The organism is Gillisia mitskevichiae (genome assembly GCF_003634585.1).
GTDB classification, from domain to species: Bacteria; Bacteroidota; Bacteroidia; order Flavobacteriales; family Flavobacteriaceae; genus Gillisia; species Gillisia mitskevichiae.
Window position 1 is genome coordinate 272,955 of sequence record NZ_RBLG01000003.1, and the last position, 23,696, is coordinate 296,650.

The 23,696-nt window shown below is 35.3% G+C and carries 20 protein-coding genes; all 20 read right to left on the bottom strand.

Going from position 1 to position 23,696, the window contains the following annotated elements:
• Positions 1 to 220: 220 nt before the first annotated feature.
• The 20 genes from ilvA to BC962_RS12140 all read right to left on the bottom strand — a co-directional run bounded on the left by ilvA (position 221) and on the right by BC962_RS12140 (position 23,690).
• Entirely contained in the window at positions 221 to 1,495 is a 1,275-nt protein-coding gene (gene ilvA, locus BC962_RS12045) for a threonine ammonia-lyase IlvA (RefSeq protein ID WP_121346277.1), read from the bottom strand.
• Entirely contained in the window at positions 1,495 to 2,970 is a 1,476-nt protein-coding gene (ilvC, locus tag BC962_RS12050) for a ketol-acid reductoisomerase (protein WP_121346278.1), read from the bottom strand. Before ilvC ends, ilvA begins: the two co-directional genes overlap by 1 nt.
• On the bottom strand, positions 2,967 to 3,506 hold the full coding sequence (gene ilvN, locus BC962_RS12055) for an acetolactate synthase small subunit (protein ID WP_121346279.1): 540 nt from the start codon (positions 3,504 to 3,506) through the stop codon (positions 2,967 to 2,969). Before ilvN ends, ilvC begins: the two co-directional genes overlap by 4 nt.
• A complete protein-coding gene (gene ilvB / locus BC962_RS12060) occupies positions 3,506 to 5,239 on the bottom strand; it encodes a biosynthetic-type acetolactate synthase large subunit (protein WP_121346280.1) in 1,734 nt (577 codons plus the stop codon). The genes ilvN and ilvB overlap by 1 nt, the downstream gene beginning before the upstream one ends.
• A gap of 11 nt (positions 5,240 to 5,250) precedes the next feature.
• Positions 5,251 to 6,924, bottom strand: coding sequence for a dihydroxy-acid dehydratase (gene ilvD, locus BC962_RS12065; protein WP_121346281.1), 1,674 nt, complete (start codon positions 6,922 to 6,924; stop codon positions 5,251 to 5,253).
• 353 nt (positions 6,925 to 7,277) lie between these two features.
• A complete protein-coding gene (locus BC962_RS12070) occupies positions 7,278 to 8,816 on the bottom strand; it encodes a carbon-nitrogen hydrolase family protein (protein WP_183075507.1) in 1,539 nt (512 codons plus the stop codon).
• A gap of 221 nt (positions 8,817 to 9,037) precedes the next feature.
• A complete protein-coding gene (locus tag BC962_RS12075; RefSeq protein ID WP_121346282.1) occupies positions 9,038 to 9,667 on the bottom strand; it encodes a response regulator transcription factor in 630 nt (209 codons plus the stop codon).
• Positions 9,642 to 10,448, bottom strand: coding sequence for a sensor histidine kinase (locus tag BC962_RS12080; RefSeq protein ID WP_121346283.1), 807 nt, complete (start codon positions 10,446 to 10,448; stop codon positions 9,642 to 9,644). The genes BC962_RS12075 and BC962_RS12080 overlap by 26 nt, the downstream gene beginning before the upstream one ends.
• 493 nt (positions 10,449 to 10,941) lie before the next feature.
• Positions 10,942 to 11,685 carry a hypothetical protein gene (locus tag BC962_RS12085; RefSeq protein ID WP_121346284.1) on the bottom strand — a complete coding sequence of 248 codons (744 nt, stop codon included), beginning with the start codon at positions 11,683 to 11,685 and terminating at the stop codon, positions 10,942 to 10,944.
• Between the two features lie 16 nt (positions 11,686 to 11,701).
• Positions 11,702 to 12,076 carry a hypothetical protein gene (locus BC962_RS12090; RefSeq protein ID WP_121346285.1) on the bottom strand — a complete coding sequence of 125 codons (375 nt, stop codon included), beginning with the start codon at positions 12,074 to 12,076 and terminating at the stop codon, positions 11,702 to 11,704.
• Positions 12,077 to 12,809: 733 nt separating this feature from the next.
• A complete protein-coding gene (locus BC962_RS12095; RefSeq protein WP_121346286.1) occupies positions 12,810 to 13,670 on the bottom strand; it encodes a 5-oxoprolinase subunit C family protein in 861 nt (286 codons plus the stop codon).
• The gene (gene pxpB, locus BC962_RS12100; RefSeq protein ID WP_121346287.1) at positions 13,663 to 14,397 is read right to left on the bottom strand and encodes a 5-oxoprolinase subunit PxpB; all 735 of its coding nucleotides are present in this window, start codon (positions 14,395 to 14,397) and stop codon (positions 13,663 to 13,665) included. Before pxpB ends, BC962_RS12095 begins: the two co-directional genes overlap by 8 nt.
• Positions 14,394 to 15,131 (bottom strand): 5-oxoprolinase subunit PxpA, encoded by a 738-nt coding sequence (gene pxpA, locus BC962_RS12105; RefSeq protein WP_121346288.1) that lies wholly within the window; start codon positions 15,129 to 15,131, stop codon positions 14,394 to 14,396. Before pxpA ends, pxpB begins: the two co-directional genes overlap by 4 nt.
• Before the next feature lie 9 nt (positions 15,132 to 15,140).
• Positions 15,141 to 16,367, bottom strand: coding sequence for an Nramp family divalent metal transporter (locus tag BC962_RS12110; RefSeq protein ID WP_121346289.1), 1,227 nt, complete (start codon positions 16,365 to 16,367; stop codon positions 15,141 to 15,143).
• Positions 16,364 to 17,530, bottom strand: a complete 1,167-nt coding sequence (locus BC962_RS12115) for a DUF2891 domain-containing protein (protein ID WP_245984179.1) — start codon at positions 17,528 to 17,530, stop codon at positions 16,364 to 16,366. The genes BC962_RS12110 and BC962_RS12115 overlap by 4 nt, the downstream gene beginning before the upstream one ends.
• A gap of 72 nt (positions 17,531 to 17,602) precedes the next feature.
• Positions 17,603 to 19,141: a YifB family Mg chelatase-like AAA ATPase gene (locus BC962_RS12120; protein ID WP_121346290.1), complete on the bottom strand. Its 1,539-nt coding sequence runs from the start codon at positions 19,139 to 19,141 to the stop codon at positions 17,603 to 17,605.
• 48 nt (positions 19,142 to 19,189) lie between these two features.
• Positions 19,190 to 20,047, bottom strand: coding sequence for a BadF/BadG/BcrA/BcrD ATPase family protein (locus BC962_RS12125; protein ID WP_121346291.1), 858 nt, complete (start codon positions 20,045 to 20,047; stop codon positions 19,190 to 19,192).
• A 72-nt stretch (positions 20,048 to 20,119) separates the two neighbouring features.
• A complete protein-coding gene (gene gap, locus BC962_RS12130) occupies positions 20,120 to 21,118 on the bottom strand; it encodes a type I glyceraldehyde-3-phosphate dehydrogenase (protein ID WP_121346292.1) in 999 nt (332 codons plus the stop codon).
• Between the two features lie 18 nt (positions 21,119 to 21,136).
• Positions 21,137 to 22,123, bottom strand: a complete 987-nt coding sequence (pfkA, locus tag BC962_RS12135) for a 6-phosphofructokinase (protein ID WP_121346293.1) — start codon at positions 22,121 to 22,123, stop codon at positions 21,137 to 21,139.
• Between the two features lie 124 nt (positions 22,124 to 22,247).
• Positions 22,248 to 23,690 (bottom strand): alpha-amylase family glycosyl hydrolase, encoded by a 1,443-nt coding sequence (locus BC962_RS12140; protein WP_121346294.1) that lies wholly within the window; start codon positions 23,688 to 23,690, stop codon positions 22,248 to 22,250.
• Between the last annotated feature and the right edge of the window lie 6 nt (positions 23,691 to 23,696).

Below are 23,696 nucleotides of genomic sequence, written 5' to 3' on the forward strand. Positions count from 1 at the left end.
ACTGCGCACGGGAGAATTTTCAGAATTGTTTCTGAAAATATTTAAAGTATATATGGAGAATGTGGTTTTCAAAATTGTAAAAGGTAAAAAATAATATTAATAAAAGGGAATGCGCAGCCTACCGACTGAAGCGGGGCCTATAGCGCAAATTGAATATTATTATTTCTGTAGTTGAAATCACGTGGTAAAAATAGACAAAATTTTATAGGCACCTATTTAATTATATTAAAAATTGAAATAAATCTGGATTATCATTTAAATATTGTCCGTAAAATTTATACTCCTTCATACGTTCTACCAATGGGGCAAAGTCTTTGGGATCTTTAAGTTCTATTCCCACAACCGCAGGTGCATTCTCCCTGTGGTGTTTTTTAGAATATTCAAAATGTGTAATATCGTCGTCTGGTCCAAGAACTTTTGCTACGAATTGCTTTAATGCTCCCGCGCGTTGTGGGAAAGGCACTATAAAATAATGTTTAAGGCCAGCATATAATAAGGCTTTTTCTTTTATTTCAGCAGTTCGGGTAATGTCGTTATTACTTCCACTTACTACACAAACCACATTTTTCCCTTTAATCTCTTCAGCAAAAGTATCTAATGCGGTAATAGACATCGCTCCTGCAGGCTCCACAACAATAGCATCCTGATTATAAAGATCAAGGATAGTTTGGCATATTTTACCTTCCGGCACAGTGATCATATCATCCAGAAAATTCTTGCATAATTCGAAATTTCTAACTCCAACTTTTTGCACAGCAGCTCCATCTACAAACCTATCTATCTCCTTAAGCTCTATAAGCTCACCCATTTTTAGGGAAGCGCTCATTGAAGGTGCTCCTTTTGGTTCTACTCCTATAATTTTCGTATTAGGTGATAGTTGCTTAAAGACCGAAGATAAGCCGGCAAGTAAACCTCCTCCTCCAAGAGGAGCGAAAACATAATCTATCGGGCCCTCGGCCTGATTTAAGATTTCCAAGCCTATTGTAGCTTGTCCTTCTATTACTTTTTCATCATCAAAAGGATGTATAAACACATTTTTATTCTTCTCCCCGTATTTTATAGCACTTTTATAAGAATCATCAAAAGTGTCACCATTCAAGACTACCTCAACCCATACTCCGCCAAACATTCTTGTTTGCTCCACCTTTTGTTTGGGTGTGGTTATAGGCATAAAAATAACCCCTTTCACCTCTAGCTTATTACAAGCAAATGCCACGCCCTGCGCATGATTACCTGCACTTGCACAAATCACTCCTTTGCATAATTGATCCTTAGTTAAGCTCGAGATCTTATTATAAGCCCCACGAATTTTATAGGATCTAACCTGTTGCAAATCTTCTCTTTTAAACATAACATTGGCTTCATACCTTTTACTATACGTAAAAGATGGAGCTAATGGAGTCTTGATCGCGACTTTTGAGATGCGTTCTGCAGCTTGCTTCACGGCCTCCATTTTTGGAATATATATCTCTTTTTTAACTAAGGAACTGCTCATTACACGTGTATTTTTTTCATTTCGGTCATGGCCTCTCTCAACTCTTCACCTATAATTTCCACCGGATGCTTTCTTATTGAAGCATTCACTTTGATCAATTTTTTATTATCTACTCCAGAATCCTTTGTCCCATAGGCTTTTCCTATTAATCCAGATTCCAGATTGTTGATGTAATCTTTGATCAATGGCTTACAGGAATGATCGAAAAGATAACACCCATATTCAGCAGTATCAGATATAATTCTGTTCATCTCGTAAAGTTTTTTACGGGCTATGGTATTCGCAATTAGTGGAGTTTCGTGCAAAGATTCATAATATGCAGATTCCGCAATTATTCCGGCTTCTACCATAGTTTCAAAAGCTAACTCTACACCAGACTTCACAAATGCAACCAATAAGAGTCCTTTGTCAAAATATTCCTGCTCAGAGATTTCTTCCGCAGTTGCATCTGTTTTTTCGAAAGCGGTGTTTTCAGTAGCTGCTCGCCATTCTAATAATTCCTTATCGTCGTTGTCCCAATCTTTCATCATTCTGGTACTAAATGCCCCGGAAATAATATCGTCCATATGTTTTTGAAAAAGAGGACGCATGATCGTTTTTAGTTCTTCAGATATTTCCGCTGCTTTGATTTTCGCCGGATTGGAAAGTCTATCCATCATATTGGTGATCCCTCCATGCTTCAAGGCTTCTGTAATGGTTTCCCAACCATACTGAATTAATTTTGCTGCATATGCAGGTTCCACTCCTTCAGCTACCATTTTATCAAAACTTAAGATAGATCCGGTTTGGAGCACACCACATAAAATAGTTTGTTCCCCCATTAGATCCGATTTTACTTCAGCAACAAAAGAGGAGTCCAACACTCCTGCCCTATGACCTCCTGTTGCAAAGGCATATGCTTTTGCCCAATCGTATCCTTTTCCTTCAGGATCGTTCTCCGGATGAACGGCTATTAGGGTAGGAACTCCAAAGCCTCTTTTATATTCTTCTCTCACTTCAGAGCCTGGACATTTAGGTGCCACCATTATTACGGTAATATCTTCACGAATCTTCATTCCTTCTTCCACAATATTGAAACCATGAGAATAGGACAAAGCAGCTCCTTTTTTAATAAGCGGCACTATTTTCTTTATAACAGAAGTATGTTGCTTATCTGGAGTTAAATTTATTACTAGGTCTGCAGATGGAATAAATTCTTCGTAGGTGCCCACCTTAAAATTGTTTGAAGAAGCGTTCTTAAAAGATTGTCTTTCATCCTTTATAGCATCTTCTCTTAAAGCATAGGTGATATCTAGCCCGCTGTCGCGCATGTTCAAACCTTGGTTTAAACCTTGAGCCCCACAACCAACTATTACTATTTTTTTATTTTTTAAAACATTAATTCCTTCGCTAAATTCCTCACTTTGCATAAATCTGCAAGTCCCCAATTGGGCTAATTGATCTCTTAAGGAAAGGCTATTAAAATAATTTGTCATGAGTTTATATTTATGGTATTAAAATCTTCAAGAATACTAGAGATTGGCATTTCATTTTTAGATACTGCAATTTTTCCGGAGCGAACAAACTGCATCAATCCATAGGGTTTTAATTTATCGTATAAATTATCTATTTCGTGGCGTTTGCCTGTTTTCTCAATAACAAAGAATTTTGGCGTCACCGTAACTATCCGTGCATTGGTCTCTTTTATGAAATCCTGAATAGTTAGGTCTTCAACAAATTCGGCTGAATTCACCTTATAAAGTGCTGTTTCCTGAAAGATCAGCTCTTCATCTGTATGATAATAAGCGCGAATAACTTCAATTTGTTTCTCTATCTGTCCGGCAATTTTTTTCACTTGTTCCTCTGTAACCTCTACTACGATAATAAATCGCATCACCTCATTCACTTCACTTTTAGAAGCTGTGATGCTTTCTATATTGATATGTCTTTTCAAGAAGATAGCTGCGATCCTGCTCAATAATCCTATGTTGTTTTCCGTATAGATGGAAACTGTATAATTTTTCTTTTCCATTATTCTAATCTTATGTCTGAAACTGAAGCTCCTGTTGGGATCATAGGAAATACATTTTCTTCTTGTTCTACTTTTACCTCTAAGAAATATGCTTCCGGAGAATCCATCATTTCTTTAATTGCCGCTTGTAACTCGCTACGTTCAGTAACTTTTTTAGCTTTTATAAAATAACCTTTAGCTATTGCCACAAAATCTGGATTTATTAACTCTGTGCTGGCATAGCGCTTATCAAAAAACATTTGTTGCCATTGCCTAACCATCCCTAGAAAACCGTTGTTAAGCACTACAATTTTCACGGGAACTTTTGTTTGAAAGATGGTTCCCAATTCCTGGATGGTCATTTGATATCCACCATCACCAATAATTGCCACAACTTGTCTCTCCGGCATTCCCATTTTTGCACCAATAGCTGCTGGTAAGGCAAAACCCATAGTGCCTAAGCCCCCTGAAGTAACATTACTTCTAGTCTTGTTGAATTTTGCATATCTGCAAGCTACCATTTGGTGTTGGCCAACATCTGAAACTATAATAGCATCTCCCTTAGAGGATGTGTTTATTTCATCTATAACCTCAGCCATTCCCAGTTTCCCTTCTTTCCCGTTCAATTCATTATTAATGATCTTATCATATTCAATTTTGTATAGATCTTTGAATTTCTGATGCCAGGTATCATGATTCTTCGACTTTAAAAATCCTAGTAACAATTGCAAGGTTTCTTTTACATCTCCCAATACGGCAACCTCTGCTTTTACATTTTTATCGATCTCGGCCGGATCTATTTCAAAATGGATCACCTTTGCTTGTTTGGCATAATGCTCAAGATTTCCGGTAACCCTATCGTCAAAACGCATCCCAATAGCTATCAGGACATCGCATTCATTAGTTAGAACATTTGGTCCATAATTCCCGTGCATGCCAACCATTCCCACATTTAAAGGATGATCTGTAGCCATCGCGGAAAGACCAAGAATAGTCCATGCCGAAGGAACTCCAGCTTTTTCCACCACATGTTGTAATAAAGCTTCTGCCCCTCCTAAAATAACTCCCTGACCAAAAACGATCATCGGTTTTTTTGCTGAATTAATTAACTCGGCCGCTCGTTCTATTTCCGAAAGATTTACTTTTGGAAAAGGTTTGTAACTTCTAATTCCAGTACATTTTTTATAATTAAACTCCAAGCTTGCAAACTGAGCATCTTTGGTGATATCAATCAATACAGGTCCTGGTCGTCCAGATCTGGCAATGTAAAATGCCTTTGCCAATACTTCCGGAATCTCTTCTGCTTTTGTTACTTGATAATTCCATTTAGTCACCGGGGTGGAGATCCCTACGATATCTGTCTCCTGAAATGCATCACTCCCCAGTAAATGAGAACCTACCTGTCCTGTAATACATACTATAGGCGTAGAATCTATCTGCGCATCGGCAATTCCCGTCACCAAATTAGTTGCGCCTGGACCCGAAGTGGCGATACATACACCTACCTTTCCAGATACTCTTGCATAGCCCTGAGCTGCATGGGTTGCCCCTTGCTCATGTCTTGTAAGGACATGATGAATTTTATCCTGATACTTATACAACTCGTCATAGACCGGCATGATCGCTCCACCGGGATAACCATATATAGTATCTATTCCCTCTTCCAACAAACATTTTATCACAGCTTCTGCTCCAGAAACCGTTGTGGGAGCTTGTTTGATTATCTTCTCCTTTTTGGCTGTTTTAACTTCCATAATTCAACTAATTAAAATTCGTCTGTAACACATCCATGTGAGGCAGAGGAAACTGTTTTTGCATATTTATAAAGCACTCCTTTATTGAATTTAAGTGGCGGTGCCTCCCAATTTTTTCTCCTGTTTTCTATTTCTGAATCACTTAAGGCCACGCTAATAGTATTATTTTCGGCATTTATAGTGATCTCATCTCCATCCTTAAGGAATGCGATTAATCCACCTTCCTGAGCTTCAGGAGTAATGTGGCCTACCACAAACCCATGAGTCCCTCCGGAAAATCTACCATCTGTTATAAGGGCAACGTCTTTTCCTAATTTCGCTCCCATTATTGCTGCGGTAGGTTTAAGCATTTCTGGCATCCCAGGTCCACCTTTTGGGCCCTCAAAACGAATCACTATTACATCTCCTTTGCTTACTTTTCCTTCTGAAATTCCATCGTTGGCTTCATATTCAGAATTATAAACCTTTGCTTTGCCTTTAAATTTTAAACCTTCTTTTCCTGTGATCTTGGCTACAGAACCTTCTGTTGCTAAATTGCCGTACAGAATGCGGATGTGTCCGGATTTCTTAATAGGATTGTTAAGTGGGTGAATTACATCTTGTCCCCCCTCTAAATCTGGAACATTCTCCAGATTTTCAGCCAATGTTTTTCCTGTTACTGTTAAGCAATCCCCATGAAGCATTCCTTCTTTCAGCATATATTTAAGAACGGCAGGGATCCCTCCAACCCTGTGTACATCTTCCATAAGATATTTTCCACTAGGTTTTAGATCTGCTAAAAAAGGAGTGGAATCACATATTTTCTCAAAATCGTCCATTCCAAAATCTACTTCTGCTGCTTTCGCTATTGCTAAATAATGCAGCACCGCATTGGTAGAACCTCCAAGTACAGTAAGTAATCTTATGGCATTTTCCATAGATTTCCTTGTAACTATATCCTTTGGTTTTATATCCTTTTCTATTAATAAACGTATTGCCTTACCGGCTTCTACACTTTCACTTTTCTTTTCATTGCCAATAGCAGGATTAGATGAGTTGTAAGGCAGCGCCATTCCCAAAGCTTCAATAGTAGAAGCCATCGTATTTGCAGTATACATTCCGCCACAAGCTCCAGCTCCCGGACATGCTTTCTCGATTACACTATCATAATCCTCATCGCTAATATCTCCAGCAACCTTTGCTCCCCAGGCTTCAAATGCTGAAACTACATCCAGTTTTTCACCATTATGACATCCGGAAGCTATAGTGCCACCATATACCAAAATTGCCGGGCGGTTAACTCGCAACATCGCCATCAAGGCTCCGGGCATATTCTTATCGCAGCCTACCACCGTGATCATTGCATCGTACGACATTGCCTGCACTACGGTTTCCATAGAGTCGGCAATAAGGTCTCGTGAAGGCAAGGAATATCTCATTCCTGGGGTACCCATAGAAATTCCATCACTTACTCCAATGGTATTGAAGATAAGACCTACCATTTTATTGGAATTACAACCTTCTTTAACCAATTTGGCTAGGTCGTTAAGATGCATATTACAAGGATTTCCTTCATAACCTGTACTAGCAATCCCTACAAAAGGCTTTTTAAAGTCTTCTTTGGTTAACCCGATGGCATGTAACATGGCCTGAGCTGCAGGATTAGAATCGTTTTGGGTTAAAATTTGACTATACTTATTATCCATCGTTATGTATCAATCTAAATATTTCTTAAAAGTAGTTTCTTAAGGAAAGAAGAATATATATTGCCCTAGACGAAAATTAATTTCAAAAGAAGAATTGAAATTTCAACTTATTGATTATCAGTCATATAATACAATCTATTTTACGATAGCTGATGAAATCAAGTTTTATGTCACCAACCGTCTGTAAGAGACCAAAATTTAAGGTTTCAATTATATATAGAGGAATCGTAAGAAGTTACAAATCTTATTACTGCAGAATCATTATTGATATTTTCTCTGAATTAAGAGAACAAAAAAAAGGGAGCATCTAACGATGCTCCCTTTTGGGATATAGTGTAACTAAATTAGTTTGACTATTTAGAGATACTAATGTTTTTTCTTTTTAAAGAATAAAGATCTAATCGTCTATCCTTCATGTTTCTTACACTTCCGAAACTGTGCAGTTCTTTTAGTAAGTCCAAATCTACATCTACAAGCAAGGTGCTTTCGGTATTCGGAGTAGCTTCAGCTTTAATCCCGTTAACCGGAAATGCAAAGTCTGAAGGGGTAAATACAGCCGATTGTGAATACTGAATATCCATGTTATTAACCTTCGGCAAGTTTCCTACAGATCCAGCAACAGCAACATAACATTCATTTTCTACAGCTCTGGCCTGAGCACATATTCTTACTCTGGAATATCCATTCTGGGTATCAGTCATAAACGGAACAAACAGGATCTTCATTCCATCTTCTGCCAATAATCTAGGCAATTCCGGGAATTCTACATCATAACAAATAAGAACTCCGATCTTACCACAATCAGTATCAAATGTTTTTAGTTGAGTACCTCCTTTTATTCCCCAAGCAGATTCTTCAGCAGGAGTAATATGCAGTTTCTCGTATCGTTCTACACTACCATCTCTTCGGCATAGAAAACCAACATTATGCATGTGTTCTCCCACCACTTGTGGCATGCTTCCGGTAATAATATTGATATTATAATTTATTGCAAAACTCCTAAAAGTTTCAAGTAATCTATCTGTATAGCTGGAAAGTCCACGAATGGCCTCGGCTTCATTTAAATGATTGAACTGCGCCATTAAAGGGGCATTAAATAACTCTGGAAACAAAATAAAATCGGATTGATAATCACTTACAGCATCTACGAAAAATTCGATTTGTTCTACTAAGGAGTCATAATCCTTGAACAATCGCATTTGCCATTGCACTAAACCTAGTCGTACAACCTTTTTCTGGGTGTTAATTAACTTTTGCGGCTTTGTATAGTAAATGTTATGCCACTCCATTAAAGTCGCAAATTCCATACTTTCATGATCTCCTGGTAAATATCCTTTGATCACTTTTTTAACGTGGAAATCATTAGATAACTGAAATGAAAGCACAGGATCATGAATCTCCTTAAGTTTCACTTTATCTATATATTTTTTTGGGGTCAGCGTTTCAGCATATTCTCCATAATTTGGAATTCTTCCGCCAAAGATGATGGATTTTAGATTGAGTTGCTCACAGAGTTCTTTCCGCGCTTCGTACAATCTACGTCCCAGCCTCATTCCGCGATAATCAGGAAGAATAAATACATCTATCCCATAAAGCACATCTCCATCTTCAGTATGATTTGCAAATTCATGACCTCCAATAATATCATTGTATTTATGATCGTCGTCATACTTATCGTAATCTACTATCATAGATAAAGCACATCCTGCAATTTTCCCATCAATCACAATACAGAACTGCCCATCGGGAAACTTCTTTACCAGGGTAGAAATATCTGCTTTGCTCCAATAGGAATTGGACATTGCACTATATACCTGCACCATGGATTTTTTAAACTCAACGTAATCTTTAACTCTTAAATTTCTTAATTCTATAGTGGCTGAATCTAACACTGCTTATATATTTAATTTTAAGCGAATATACTGCGGAAATCATTCAATGTGAAATGAATAACATGAATTTAGTATTGAGTAAATGAAGCAGAATTTAATATTATGCTAAGTAGTGCGAAGAATCTTAATGGAATAATAAAAACCATAGAACTCATAAATTAAAGTCCATTGAAAATAAAGTCAAGAATCTTTGACCTTTAAGAGGTTAGCAATTAAAAAATTTAAATCTTAACAATATTATTCTTTACAGCAAAAAGTACCATTCCTACTCTACTTTTTACTTGAAGTTTAGAAAATAGGCTTTCACGATAGCCATCAATCGTTTTTGGGCTTAGATTCATTTCTTCTGCAACCTCTTTATATGTTTTTTCTGAACAAGCATAGTTTAAAAATTCCATTTCTCGATTACTGAGATTCCCATAATTTTTAGTGCCGGGATGATCTAGAACATCTTCTATCTCCTGACTAAAATAATAGCCGCTAGTAGAAACAGATTCTAAAGCATATAAAAATTCTTCTGGCTCTATATCTTTAAGTAAATATCCCCTACATCCTGCTCGAACCATTTTAATAATGATCTCCTCATCGTGCTCCATGGTTAGTGCCAAGGTCTTTTGTTCTGGAAATTGATCCTTTAACCAAGACATGGTTGCAACCCCATCCATAATTGGCATACGAATATCTAATAAGATGATATCAGGTCGTTTATTATTTGAGTTAAAATAATCTACAAGTTCTTGCCCATTCTTTAAAACTTTAATTACCTCATATTCTTGAAAAGAATTTACAAGACCCTGTAAAGATTGCGCAAATAAAGTGTGATCATCAACTATTAATATCGTCTTTTTCATAGGGAGAGACTTTTATTGGATATTTTAATGACAGGGATGTTCCCTTGTCTGGAATTGAGTGAATTAATATACTTGTATTAATTAGGGAAGCACGGCTCTCCATATTAATTAAACCTGAACTTTTGGTTACTTCATCCACATTAAAACCTTTCCCATTATCCTTTATATCAATGTGTATTTCTTCTGGGAGATAATTGATAAGTACTTCTATCTTAGAAGCATTTGCATGCTTTATAATATTAGAGAAAAACTCCTGAATGATCCTAAATAGAATGATAGAATCTTTATTTATAATTTCTATACTTTCTCCTGTACTTATTAGGTCTGTCTCTATATTATTTAGACGCTGAAATCTTAATAATTCATTTTTAATGGATGCTTCTATTCCAGCATATCCTACAACTTCATTATTTAAAGATTTAGAAAGTGATCTTACTTCCTGTAATGAATTTGCTACAACTTCCTTAACATCTTTTACAGATTGCTTTGCATCCTCGTGCACAGTTCCAGTAAGAATATTGAGTTGCATGTTAGCAACTGAAAGCAATTGCCCAATATTATCATGTAACTCCCAACTTACATTCTTTAAAGTTTGTTCTTGTATTTCAATTTTAGACTGTGCCAATTCATTTTCGAAACGTTTTTCAGCTTCAAATTTCTCATAAAGTAAGGTGTTCTTTCGTTTTTGGAAAGTAATAAAGAAGATTATAGCAAAACTGGTCAACAATAAAATAACCACTATAAAATAAACAATTAATAACAGTTCCTCCTTAGCTAACATGTAATCCAGTTAATTTAACACAAGTTTACGAGAAATTTATTGAAATTAAGAATTTAGCAAAGGGAGAATATAATGGTTTTTAGATTTTCCGATAAGAAATACTTTTCATATTTAAACTGGAGTTTCTTTTTGCACAATAAATAAAACCAATGGTGAACATGCTATACATAAAAGCATTACAATACCTTAAAATAACAGCTTGAGTTTTGATAAAATCTAAATTCTCAATAGAAAAATAAGCACTATAAATATGAATAGGTGGTACGCATAGATGCCAAAAAATTAGACCAATCAATAGAAATATAAAAGAAAATATTCTTCTTAAATTCTAAAATCAAGCATTTATTAAAAATAATCTTTAATTTCTTGAAGTAGCAAAGAACCAGAATTATCCTTAAAATCTGCTATACATTACTAGCAGTGTTAAGGTATCTCAACTTATTTTTTAATTGATTATTTATGTTTAAACACTCAAAACTTCTAACGCTCTTGCTTATAAATCACTCTTCTCTAATCTAGATATGGCAAGACGAGTTTTACCTGCGCAATAGATAAATCCAAAGGAAAATATGCCATACATAAAAATATTACAATACCTAAGAATAGCTGCATGCATAAAAATAAAGTCACGATTTTCTATAGAAAAATAAGTGCTGTAAATATCAATTGGAGATACACACAAATGCCAAATAAAAACACCTACAGAGATATAAAAAAGTAAATTCCTTTTTATATCCAAAATTTGATCACTCATAAGCAATTCATAATAATAAATACCAATAGCAATTATTAGTAACAATACTCCCACTAATCGAACAGACATATCATACTTGTAAAATAATTGATCTGAACTTGTGAGTTTGAAAATCCCTAAAATTATAAAACCAAACAGAGTATATTTTAAAATTCTCTTGATCTTTAATTTTTTAATCTGCTTGATAAAAAGAAAGCTATAAAATATACTACTTATAAGATTAAGCCAATTATACAACCATACATTTCGAGTAAATAATGAATTTTCCAAAAAAGGAAAGGTCCTATAATCATCAAAATAGGCCCATAAAGCGTATAAACCACTGAGATCTACTAGAAGTACAAACCATAAAAACCATGAGAAATATATAATTTCCTTTCTAACTCTTGGAGTTTTAATTAAATAGTAACTGCCACTAACAGCTGCAATAAATTCAAAAATATAAGTAACATAAATTTTATTATCTATTATAAAATCCAGCATATGTAATTTGTCACTATTAGTATCCTAATGGAGGCCATAAACCAGCGCCATTATTAAATGGTTCTATCTCGTCATTCGCAACATCGTCGAATTCCAACTCAGAATTTTCGGACTTTATTCTTTTGGTCGCTGCTAAAAACACAGTAGCTAAACTTGGTTTATCTGCTGTTTCATCATAAGCACCAAACCAAATGTTTATTCCTGGACTATCCACACCTTGTTCTAAGGATTTTGTTTTTACTTCATCCAGATAATTTTGAAGCTCTTCCACTGTGAAATGGAATTGGCAAGTATCTTCGTGTGTTTCTCCATTTGTAGTAACATTTAATCTAGTATCCCACCATTTCTTCTGAAGCTTCTTAGCTTTTGCAACTGTAACTTTTCTACCCATACTATTAGTTTTAATATTATTAAGTTATAACCAAACATTTTGTTAAAAGTAGAATTTTTCTTTAACATATTTTTTTAAATTCAAAAAAAGGGGAAAAATCCCCTTGAGAACATTTAACCTATTATATAAATTTGATTTATTATTCTACTTGATGTAAAAGTTAGGATGAAACAAAATAAAGTGTCGAAATGTGTGAATAATTATTAGGTAGGGCTTCTAATTATTCAGAAATGCATTCCCGGCACTTTTTCGTTTATAGTAATATCTCCGCTAAAAGAATTATCTCCTATAAGACAAATAAAATAAAAAAAGGGAAAAACCCCCTTGTGATGTTTGAAATGCAGAAGTATTTTTGAGTAGAAATAATAACTAAGTTGAGTTAAGAAAAAGAAGTGTCGTGGGATGTGTGATTTTTAATTAGGTGGGGCTAAAAAGAAATCGAAAACACAAACACGACACCTTTTTTGTGCCAATTTTAAATGAAGGCTGAATTTTTAATTAGGATATTGAATTGAAAAGTATAACCTAAAAAAAAAGGGAAAAACCCCCTTGTTTAAAATCTTAGCCCAATATATTTTTGAGCATATAAAAATTCAACTTAGTTAGTTAAGGTTACAAAAAGTGTCGTTAAGAGTGAGATTAGATTTTTAGGTAGGGCTTTAAATCTGTGAACCACGATTAATTGACACTTTTTATCTTTTAACCTTGTAGTATTACTCTAACGTATAAAATTTCATTTTATTTCGAGTAATCTAAATCTCAGCATATCTCCTACAACTTTTTGGGAAATTGTATTTATTCCATCTTCACTTAGTTGCAAGATCCTTGGATAACCTCCAGTAGTTTGGCAATCTCGCATTAAAACGATCATCTTTCCAGATGGAGTTAATTGTACCGTGCCTGGTAAAACTGGTCCAGTTATAATTGGATGTAATTTATTTATCAAGGCTTCCTTTAGCTGAATCGCCATTCTATTATTATTGATATCCAAATGGAAGGAAGTTTCCAGAAGAAACTTTTTCTGGAAAGATGATAACAATTCATATTCGGGTCCTGGGTAAACTGGAACAATTTTATTTGTTTGATAAATGTCATCCACTTTTATAGATGCATTTAATAAGTATGTTTTAGATTCTTGCGTGGAATATTTTAGCCTACTGCCTTTATCGAGTACTTCCATTTCGCTAATTCCATTATACCAGCTAAAGCTACCCAGAAATTTTTCTACAATAAAACCACCCGCAATAGCAATATATGCTCTACATCCATTTAGTCTTTTTCCAAAAGACAAAACATCTTCCTTTTCGATAGAAAGAACTTTGTTATTTAAAACTAAATCTCCATTGATCTTAGGCTCTAAATATGCACCACAAATAGAAATCTGTATGGGTTCAGAAAATTTTAATTTAGGACCTAATTGGGTAATTTCTAAAACGGGAAAACTCTCTGCATTAGACAAAATTAGGTTTGACATTTTTGCCGAATAAGAATCCATAGCCCCACTTTGAGGCACCCCATATTTTCGAAAATTAGTTCTGCCTAAATCCTGAATTGAAGAGTATAAACCTGGATGTAAAACTTCGATCTCACCCATGATATTTTTCTGTTTTAAGTTGAAATTTACCTTCTTTAATTTGTCTCGAAATTTGAAAATATTCGGACTTAGAAACAGAATGAAATTTCACTTTATCACCAGGTGAAAAAACACAAGGAGGAATGGTGTTTTTATCAAAAAATATCAGTGGTGAATTTCCTATTATTTGCCATCCTCCTGGACTTGATTTTGGATAAATCCCTGTCTGTTTTTCTCCAATCCCAACAGCTCCTTTTTCTACCTTCATTCTAGGGCTAGATCTTCTAGAAATTTCAAGCCTATTATCTAGGCCACCCAAGTATAGAAATCCAGGTAAAAAACCAATAAAATATATCGTATAGATGGGAGCAGTATGAAGCGTGATTATATCTGAAATTTCTATCTTTTTATCCTTGGCTATAAGCTCAAGATCTAACCCAAATTCCTCATCATAACACACGGGAACATGATGAATTTGAGAGTTAAAATTTTTAGCTATATTAGCCTCGGAAACAAGGCTTCTAAATGTTAAAATTTTATCATAGAGGTTTTCTATAGTTGAAGGGTAAATAATTAATAATGAGTGATATGTATTAATTACCTCAATCTTCTCTTCAAACAACTCATTTTCAATAATTTCTTTAATCTTCAAGAGCTTTTCAAGAATAATTTCATTAATTTCTGGCTCAAAATCTATCAAAATAGCCCTATCTCCCATCGGTTTTATTTGCGGATATTTGTGCTTCATCCATTCGCTATTTGAATATTCAAATCATTAAATTTTTCAGCTAAAAATTGAAGAATCTCTACGGAATTTGGCGTGTCACTATGAAGACAAAATGTGACTGCATTAGACGGAATTTTAAGGTTGTTTACACAGACTATTTCACCCTTAGAAAACATAGAAAAAAGATGTAAAAAAACCGCTTCTTTTTGAGTGATCAAGGCATTGGTTTTTTCTCTAGAAACAAGACTAAAATCTAAGTTATAATTCCTGTCTGCAAAGCCTTCAAAAAGCATTGGAATTTTTCCATTTGCAAGCTTGGAAATCAGAGAATTTTCTGGTACATAAAGAGGCAGATTCAACTTAGATTCTAAGATAGAATTTATAAATATAAGGGCAATTTTTTCATCTCTAGCGGCATCATTATAAAGTGCTCCATGAGCTTTAATATGGGATAATTTTTTACCTTGTTTTTTCACGATTTCAAGAAGAGAAAAAACTTGTTCTTGGATAGATCTTTTAAGTTCGTAATCTGAGATATCTAAAGATTTTCTTCCGAAATTTTCTACATCTGGATAAGAAGGATGGGCTCCAATTTCTACATTATTTTGTATAGCTAAAGAGACTGTTTTCTGCATCGTTTCAACATCTCCTGCGTGTCCTCCACAGGCAATATTACAAGCCGAAATATGAGGCATTAATTGCGCATCATATTTCCCGCCCTCACCAAGATCGCAGTTAATATGAATTGTTTTCATAGATTATTTTTAGAAATTCTGAAGTACTGAATAAATAGATTTAGCACCCAGAAATATAGAAATTACAATAATTACGGCACCTAAAATATTTTGAAATATAGAATTCTTATATACACCCATTACCGAAGTTTTATTAACAATCCAAAAAAGGAAGATCGCAATGATAGGTAAGAGTAATCCATTGGCTATTTGAGCAAACCTAATAATCTCTATAGGCTTTAACTTCAAAGATGAGAAAAAGACACCCATAACAAGAATACTCATCCAAACAGCTTTAAATTTTCTTGATTTTAAACCTCCCTCCCATCCAAAACATCCTTTTACAACATAAGCAGCGGCTAAAGGTGCTGTGATAGAAGAAGTAATCCCCGCAGCCAGTAAACCTAAGGCTATAAACCAAGTTGCATATTCTCCAAATAAAGGATTTAATCCTACTGCTAGATCTGCCGCAGAGGTGACATTTGTAAGGTTGGGAGCGGCAGCACATATTACTATCGCCATAGAAACGATACCTCCTAAGATAATGGCAGCAGTAAGTTCCTTTCTAGCGGTTTTAAGCTTGGAGGGATCTTTCCATTTCTCACTAACAAGTGAGGCATGTAAAAATAAATTATAAGGAACCACCGTGGTTCCCACTAAGGCTATAACCGTTAAAATTCCATCGGCACCAATTTTTGGAATCAAAAGTCCCTCTAAAATAGCTGAAAAATCTGGTTTAGTAAGAAAGGCGGTGATGATAAACGAGATACTCATTAAAGCAACTAGTGCAATAAATACACGTTCCAAAATTTTATAATTGCCAATAAAAAGCAAAATAAAAGCGATTGCTCCTATTACAATACTCCAAATATTAAGACTGAATGTAGAACCAATTTGAAATTCTAAAGGAGGTGTAACTGCAGTAATACCTAATACTGCACCTGTAATATTTCCGGCTTCGTAAGCAGCATTTCCAATTACAATAGCAGAAAGCACTAACATAATGGCTAAACCTCTTAAAATTGGATTCTGGATTTCTTTCCTTATACTTTCACTTAGGCCAAATTGTGAAACTAATCCCAATCTTGCGGCCATTTCCTGAAGAACTATACAAGATATTATGGATAATAACAAGGCCCATAATAAAGCAAATTGAAAGTTTACACCAGCAAGTGTACATACGGTCACGGTTCCTGGACCAATAAATGCAGCCGAAACCAATACTCCCGGACCTACATTTTTAAACCAATTTTTCACTTTTGCACCTTAGATTCCTGCAGGGCATATAATGCAAAACTACCTAACCAATGACCTCCTTCGTAACTATCTCCCACCAAATTTGGGAACGATTTCGCTACATGTTGATCTGCTATTGCTCTTAAGTGGGAATATTTCTCTGGATATTTATTAGCAAGTCCGTAGAACACCCATGCTCTACTAAAATTGAGTCCATCTAGATGCACCAACTTCCCATCGGTTCTATCAGATACTTTTCCAACAGCTATATCAAAATCTTTATTTCGTAGTTCTGGCATAAAATCATCCATCCATAATGGAAATGCAGCTTTAGGCAATACCTTTCGCATAATATCTATTTCTTGTAAACAAGGAGATAAAAAATCAAATCCGCTTGGTTCCCAGGTAATAGGGCAGTTATCATCTTTTAAATAAAATTCTTTTGCTCTGGTTTCAATTAATTCTTGAAATTCCGAATTCTTCACAGCTTCAGCATAATCATAAGCGAAACTTAATGCGAAGGCAGTATTAGTATGTTCTCCAACGCGAATTGGATAAATTAGCTTCGGAAGAAATTCTGTAAAATTAGCAACCATAAGGTCGGTTAATGGTTTTAAGTTTCCAGATAACTCTTCACCTAGATCAGAATCCCAGGTTTGAAGCTCTTGAGATAATTTAAGTAACCAAGCCCAACCATAAGTACGTTCGTAATCCTTATTATTTTCAGTTTTAAAATAACTCACCTCTGCAGCAATATTTTCTTTAGATAGTGTCTCTTCTAATCTCGCCTTGATCTCCTCTGCTTTTTCAAGTTTAGGAAATTGCTTCAACAATTTTACTAGTGTCCATTGTGCATGAACAGAAGAATGCCAATCAAAACATCCATAAAAAGCAGGATGCAGCTCTTTTGGCGATTTAAGATCTTGTTTTCCTCCTAAAGTTTGCCCTAATTTGTTAGGATATTCTGTATTTATACAGGCTAGTGGTAAAGCAGCAAGTTTATTTGCCTGCTCGAGATTGAGCTCTATACTCTCTTCACCTAGAATGGAATCTAAAGAAATATTATTTTCAGAAATGCTATCAGATTCTACCTTCGCATCCATATCTGCTTTGTTTCGTTCCTCTCCTTTACAACCTATTAAAAAGATAAGGAAAAGGCCTAATAGTGTTATTTTTGTTTTCAAGTAGGTGTCTCTTTATGTATATTAAGTAAATGTATTAAAATCTTATGTAAGCGATGGTTATGTAGGAAAAATTTAACCTAACCAGCCTTCTCTATCTAAACTTCTATATTGAATAGCTTCAGAAATATGACTCCCTTGTATATGTTCACTTTCAGATAGATCTGCAATAGTGCGAGAAACTTTTAAAATTCTGTCGTAAGCTCGTGCTGAAAGATTTAAACGTTCCATGGCAATTTTCAATAGTTCTTTCGATGAATCTTCTAGTTTACAGTGCTCGGAGATTTGCTTCACATTCATCTGGGCATTATAATGCACTTTATCGTTTTCTTTAAATCGTTCTGTTTGAAGCTGCCTCGCTTTAGTAACCCGTTTTCGTATATCTACACTTTTCTCTCCGTTACGTTCTTCGCTTAATTTTTCGAAAGGAACAGGCGTTACCTCAATATGTATGTCTATTCTATCTAATAATGGTCCACTTATTTTACTTAAATATCTCTGCATTTCTCCCGGAGAAGAAGACATTGGAGAACCCGGATCGTTAAAAAAACCACTCGGACTTGGATTCATACTTGCCACCAGCATAAAACTTGAAGGATAAGTAACGGTGAATTTCGCTCTGGAAATGGTTACTTCTCTATCTTCCAGTGGTTGCCGCATAACTTCCAAAACACCTCTCTTAAATTCAGGCAACTCATCTAGAAATAAAACTCCATTATGAGAAAGAGAGATTTCTCCGGGCTGTGGATAAGCCCCGCCCCCAACAAGTGCTACATCGGAAATTGTATGATGAGGACTTCTAAAAGGTCTTTGAGACATCAACCCCACATGATTATTGATCTTTCCCACAACACTATGAATCTTCGTGGTTTCCAAAGCTTCATGAAGGGTCATTGGCGGTAAAATACTGGGCAATCGCTTGGCAAGCATCGTTTTTCCTGCTCCCGGAGGACCAATAAGAATAATATTATGACCACCCGCAGCAGCGATCTCCATGCAGCGTTTTATACTTTCTTGACCTTTTACATCTGCAAAATCGTGCTCCAGATGCTCCAAGTTGTTATAAAACTCTAGTCTAGTGTCTATAACTGTTCTTTCAAGCGGTATTCCTTTATCGAAATAATTAATAACCTCTAGAATATTAGAAACTCCATAAACCTCCAGTCCGCTAACAATAGCAGCTTCCTTTACATTTTGAATTGGAAGAATAAAGCCTTTATAACCTTCTTCTTTTGCTTTTATTGCTATTGGCAGAGCTCCCCTTATAGGTTGTAGACTTCCATCTAAAGAAAGCTCTCCCATAATAAGAAAGTCACCAATATCTACTGCTTTAATTTGATTGGATGCTGCCAAAATCCCTAATGCTAAAGTAAGATCGTACGCAGAGCCTTCTTTACGAAGGTCGGCAGGAGCCATATTAATGGTGATCTTTTTTCCGGGAAATTTATAAGAATTATTCTGAAGTGCGGCGGCTATTCGAAAACTGCTTTCTTTAATAGCATTATCGGGAAGACCTACCAAATGGTAACCAATGCCACTTACTACATTTACTTCTACTGTAATGGTAGTGGCCTCAACACCAAAAACAGCACTACCATAAACTTTTACCAGCATCTAATTGATTTTAATTAAATGTAGTAAAAATTTATGGTAGATTGACTGTTAGTTATTTAACACGTTTTTTCTATAATGCTCTATAAGTGCATCAATAGGTCTACGTATAATATTCCCTATTTCCAGATTATAAGGTTGTGCAACCGCTCTAATTATATCTTGACTAAAATAAGCGATACTTCCTATAAAATGAATAGGTACTGTTTGAGCTTGTTTAAAGGAAAGAACCCGAGTGTGCATAAATTCTTTTATACCCTCATGAACAAGTTTATAAAAATATCCATTTCTCTCATTTGTAAAAATGAATTCAGCAAAAGATGCTAAATAGGTATTTGGATTTTCTTTTTTATAAAGGTTCTTTTTGATCTCATCGCTATTTAAGTTGAAATCTACTTCAAATTTAGCTGCGATATCCGGGGGCATTCTTTTGTAATAATAATCTCTTAACAAGCGTTTTCCGAAGTAATTCCCACTGGCTTCATCCATTAGAATATATCCTAAGGATTCTACAGCCATGTGAACATCTTTACCGTCGAAATAACAGCTATTAGAACCCGTTCCCAAAATACAAACGATCCCAGGCTCGGTAGTTGCGGCATATGCTGCTGCAACCATATCTTCCTTTACCATCACTTCTGAAGCATTAGTAAAGAAATTTGCTATAATATCTGTTAAAAGTTGGCGAGGAATTTCAGTTCCACAGCCTGCACCAAAAAAATGAACTCTTTCAATCTGATCTCTAACTTCAAAAAGCTCGGGATTTTCTTCAATTCGTTGTTCCAGCATCGCTTCAGGAAAAACAGCAGGATTAAGACCTTTTGTACGAGTTTGAAAAACTTGCTCCCCTTTCTTATTTAGAAGGATCCAGTCACACTTGGTGGAACCTCCATCGGCAATTAATATCATTTAAATTTATTTATATGATAAAATACGCCATTTATTTTCGATTTATAACGTAAATAAATGGCTTTTTATAAATTAAATTGAAGCTACGTGGGCTGCAAGCTCTACTAATTTAGCAGAATATGCATATTCATTATCATACCAAGCAATTAATTTAAAGAAATTATCATTTAAAGCGATCCCAGCCTCTGCATCAAAATTACATGTGTAAGGGTTAGAAACAAAATCTTGTGATACCACCATGTCTTCAGTATAAGACACAACACCTTTATAAGCTCCTTCTGAAGCCTTCTTAAATGCAGCTTTAATCTCTTCGTAAGTAGCAGCTTTTTCTGTTCTTACCGTAAGATCTACTACAGAAACATCTACAGTTGGTACTCTAAAAGCCATTCCTGTAAGTTTTCCTTTTAATGAAGGGATCACCTTGGTAACTGCTACTGCAGCACCTGTAGAAGTTGGAATAATGTTGTTTAAAGCACTTCTTCCCAATCTATGGTTCTTCTTATCTGGAGAATCTACAGTATACTCAGATGCGGTAGTGGCATGAACAGTGGTCATTAAACCTTCTATCAAACCAAACTCATCATCTATAATTTTTGCTAAAGGTGCTAAACAGTTCGTTGTGCAAGAAGCGTTAGATACAATAGTATCTTCTGCAGTTACATCCATATGATTTACTCCCATTACGAACATTGGAGCATCTTTAGAAGGTGCAGAGATCACTACTTTCTTTGCTCCAGCTTTTAAATGAGCTCCAGCAGATTCTTTCGTAGTGAATATTCCAGTACAATCCAGAACTATTTCTACCTTTGCTTCATCCCATTTAAGGTTTTCAGGGTTACGTTCTCCAGTTACTCTAATAGTATTTCCATTAACAACTAAATGACCATCTTTTACAGTCACTTCTCCATCAAATCTACCATGAACCGAATCATATTTCAAAAGGTAAGCTAATTGATCTACATCTAATAAATCGTTCACAGCTACCACTTCTACTGCATCATTCAAAATAGCATTTCTAAAAGCTATTCTTCCAATTCGTCCAAATCCGTTTATTCCAATTTTAGTACTCATAATTTGTATTTTCAATTATTATACTGAAGTAATATCAGCTACTCTTCTTAAATTCTTATCGTATTTCGCACCATTTTTAATTGCTATGTCCAATGGTATAGAAACAACTTTTTGATGATGTATACCAACCATAATGGTACGCTCTCCATTAATTAATGCATCTACGGCACCAATTCCTAGTTTACTAGCTAAAACCCTATCATAACAACTTGGAGAACCTCCCCTTTGAATATGACCCAGCACAGAAACTCTAATCTCATAATCTTCCAGATGTCCCTCTATATATTCAGCCAGCTCAAAGATGTTTTTTCCACTTTTATCTCCTTCAGCAACTACTATGATACTGGAAGTCTTACCAGATTTTCTACTTTTCTTAAGCGATTCTACTAAACGTTCTATTCCTCTATCTTCCTCTGGAATCAAAATTTCCTCGGCTCCTGCTCCAATTCCACTATTTAAAGCAATATCTCCAGCATCTCTACCCATTACTTCCACCAAGAATAATCTGTTATGGGAGCTTGCAGTATCACGAATCTTATCTATTGCTTCTACTACTGTATTTAAAGCAGTATCATATCCTATCGTGAAATCTGTACCATTTATATCGTTATCTATGGTAGCGGGTATTCCTATTATTGGGAAATCATGTTCATCATTAAAGATAAGTGCACCAGTAAAAGTTCCATCTCCTCCAATAACTACTAAGGCATCGATATCAGCATTCTTCAAGTTCTGGTAGGCTTTTTTTCTACCTTCTATAGTTTGAAATTCCTTAGATCTTGCCGATTTTAAAAAAGTACCACCCCTACTTATAATATTTCGAACAGATCTTGCATTTAGCTCTTCGAAATCATTTTCTATAAGTCCTTGATATCCTCTATAAATACCAACACATTCTATTTCCTGAAAGGCACAGCCTCTAACAACCGCGCGGATTGCGGCATTCATTCCGGGAGCATCACCCCCTGAAGTAAGCACTCCAATTTTATTAATTTTCACTTGCATTAATGTAAATCTATCTGATTTGTTCCTTAAATCCTAATCGTCTTTTTTACTAAAACGTTTTCGGTTGATAACTCATAAAAAAAGCCTCATAAATGAGGCTTTTTCAACAATTTGGTAAAAATACTTAATTGTTAATCAATATTTTGTATTCCCAAGGCTTGAATTCCATTTCTAAATCCTTTTTAAGATCTAGTGTTTCAGAACTCATATAATCCTGAAATTTACCATCTAATTCTATCTTGAATTTTACTGGTTCCTTTGTAAGATTCGCTACATAGATCAGCATATCATCTCCACTTCCTCTAGAAAAAGCCAAAACCTGATCATCTTTTGTTGTTTTTAATCTTTTATATGCTGCTGCATTTTTACCACCTGCAAGTGCTTCATTAGAATTTTTCAGTTCTCCCAATTTCACTAATACAGGCCATACCTTTCCTTTAGTTTTTGGAATACTGTCTTTTTCAAAAAACAATAATCTGTGATCCAGGTCATATTCCTGCCCACTGTAAATTAAAGGCATTCCTGGCAACGTATAAGAAAGTGCCAACATAGCCTCTCCTGCATCTCCCATTCTTTCTTTTACAGTACCATTCCATGAGTTCTCATCGTGGTTAGTAACAAAGTTCATCAAGAAATCATCTTTTTGATACAGACTATCGATCTTAACCATGTAAGAATCCCAGTCTTTTGCTCCTTTTTTTCCTTGCGCGATCTCATTCATTATATGATGACCTTCCCAGTTGTATCCCATATCAAATGAATTATGGAAAAGATCTTTCTTTTCAGACTCTGCCAACATAAATACCGGCTTCACTTCTTTTATTGCTTTTACGGCTTGATCCCAGAATTCAGTTGGAACTTCTCCGGCAACATCTGCTCTAAAACCATCTACATCATGATTCTCTACCCAATACTTCATCTCATTGGTCATTGCTGCCCAAAGCTCTTTATTATCGTAGTTAAGATCTGCAGTGTCCGTCCAGCCCCAAGATTCTCCTGTTTCAGGATTTAATGGATCTACGATCTCTCCAGCTTCATTTTGAGTATAATATTCTGGATGTTCTGTGATCCATGAGTGATCCCAGCCTGTGTGGTTAGCAACCCAGTCCATGATCACGAACATTCCGTTCTCATGAGCTACATCTACCATTTTCTGAAAATCATCTATAGTTCCAAGATCCGGATTTACTTTTGTGTAATCTGAAATCGCATAATAGCTACCTAAATATTTTTCACGCTCTTTTTCATCCTCAATATCTGTAACCATTTTACCACCAGTTGCTTTTCTATTCTTTACAGAAATAGGATATACCGGCATTACCCAGATCACTTTCACACCTAATTCTTTTAACTGTGGAATGTCTTGCGTAAAAGCATTAAAAGTTCCTTCAGGTGAATATTGACGGATATTCGCTTCATAGATCACAGCGTTTTCAAGATCGCTGTCTTCAATACTTACTTTTTGTTCCTCTTTCGGGGATTCAGAATCTTTCTTCTCTTTATTTTCATCTTTACATGAGGCCAATACAGCTACCGTGCAAAATGCTAATGCTATTTTCTTAATCATAGTTTA

What these genes read in the sequence shown, in the direction of transcription:
- pfkA (WP_121346293.1), bottom strand. Translation starts at nt 22,123, where the DNA reads ATGCAAGTGAAAATTAATAAAATTGGAGTGCTTACTTCAGGGGGTGAT.
- BC962_RS12125 (WP_121346291.1), bottom strand. Translation starts at nt 20,047, where the DNA reads ATGATATTAATTGCCGATGGAGGTTCCACCAAGTGTGACTGGATCCTT.
- BC962_RS12140 (WP_121346294.1), bottom strand. Translation starts at nt 23,690, where the DNA reads ATGATTAAGAAAATAGCATTAGCATTTTGCACGGTAGCTGTATTGGCC.
- ilvC (WP_121346278.1), bottom strand. Translation starts at nt 2,970, where the DNA reads ATGACAAATTATTTTAATAGCCTTTCCTTAAGAGATCAATTAGCCCAA.
- ilvD (WP_121346281.1), bottom strand. Translation starts at nt 6,924, where the DNA reads ATGGATAATAAGTATAGTCAAATTTTAACCCAAAACGATTCTAATCCT.
- BC962_RS12080 (WP_121346283.1), bottom strand. Translation starts at nt 10,448, where the DNA reads ATGTTAGCTAAGGAGGAACTGTTATTAATTGTTTATTTTATAGTGGTT.
- BC962_RS12085 (WP_121346284.1), bottom strand. Translation starts at nt 11,685, where the DNA reads ATGCTGGATTTTATAATAGATAATAAAATTTATGTTACTTATATTTTT.
- BC962_RS12075 (WP_121346282.1), bottom strand. Translation starts at nt 9,667, where the DNA reads ATGAAAAAGACGATATTAATAGTTGATGATCACACTTTATTTGCGCAA.
- BC962_RS12090 (WP_121346285.1), bottom strand. Translation starts at nt 12,076, where the DNA reads ATGGGTAGAAAAGTTACAGTTGCAAAAGCTAAGAAGCTTCAGAAGAAA.
- pxpB (WP_121346287.1), bottom strand. Translation starts at nt 14,397, where the DNA reads ATGAAGCACAAATATCCGCAAATAAAACCGATGGGAGATAGGGCTATT.
- ilvA (WP_121346277.1), bottom strand. Translation starts at nt 1,495, where the DNA reads ATGAGCAGTTCCTTAGTTAAAAAAGAGATATATATTCCAAAAATGGAG.
- BC962_RS12120 (WP_121346290.1), bottom strand. Translation starts at nt 19,141, where the DNA reads ATGCTGGTAAAAGTTTATGGTAGTGCTGTTTTTGGTGTTGAGGCCACT.
- pxpA (WP_121346288.1), bottom strand. Translation starts at nt 15,131, where the DNA reads ATGAAAACAATTCATATTAACTGCGATCTTGGTGAGGGCGGGAAATAT.
- gap (WP_121346292.1), bottom strand. Translation starts at nt 21,118, where the DNA reads ATGAGTACTAAAATTGGAATAAACGGATTTGGACGAATTGGAAGAATA.
- ilvB (WP_121346280.1), bottom strand. Translation starts at nt 5,239, where the DNA reads ATGGAAGTTAAAACAGCCAAAAAGGAGAAGATAATCAAACAAGCTCCC.
- ilvN (WP_121346279.1), bottom strand. Translation starts at nt 3,506, where the DNA reads ATGGAAAAGAAAAATTATACAGTTTCCATCTATACGGAAAACAACATA.
- BC962_RS12095 (WP_121346286.1), bottom strand. Translation starts at nt 13,670, where the DNA reads ATGGGTGAGATCGAAGTTTTACATCCAGGTTTATACTCTTCAATTCAG.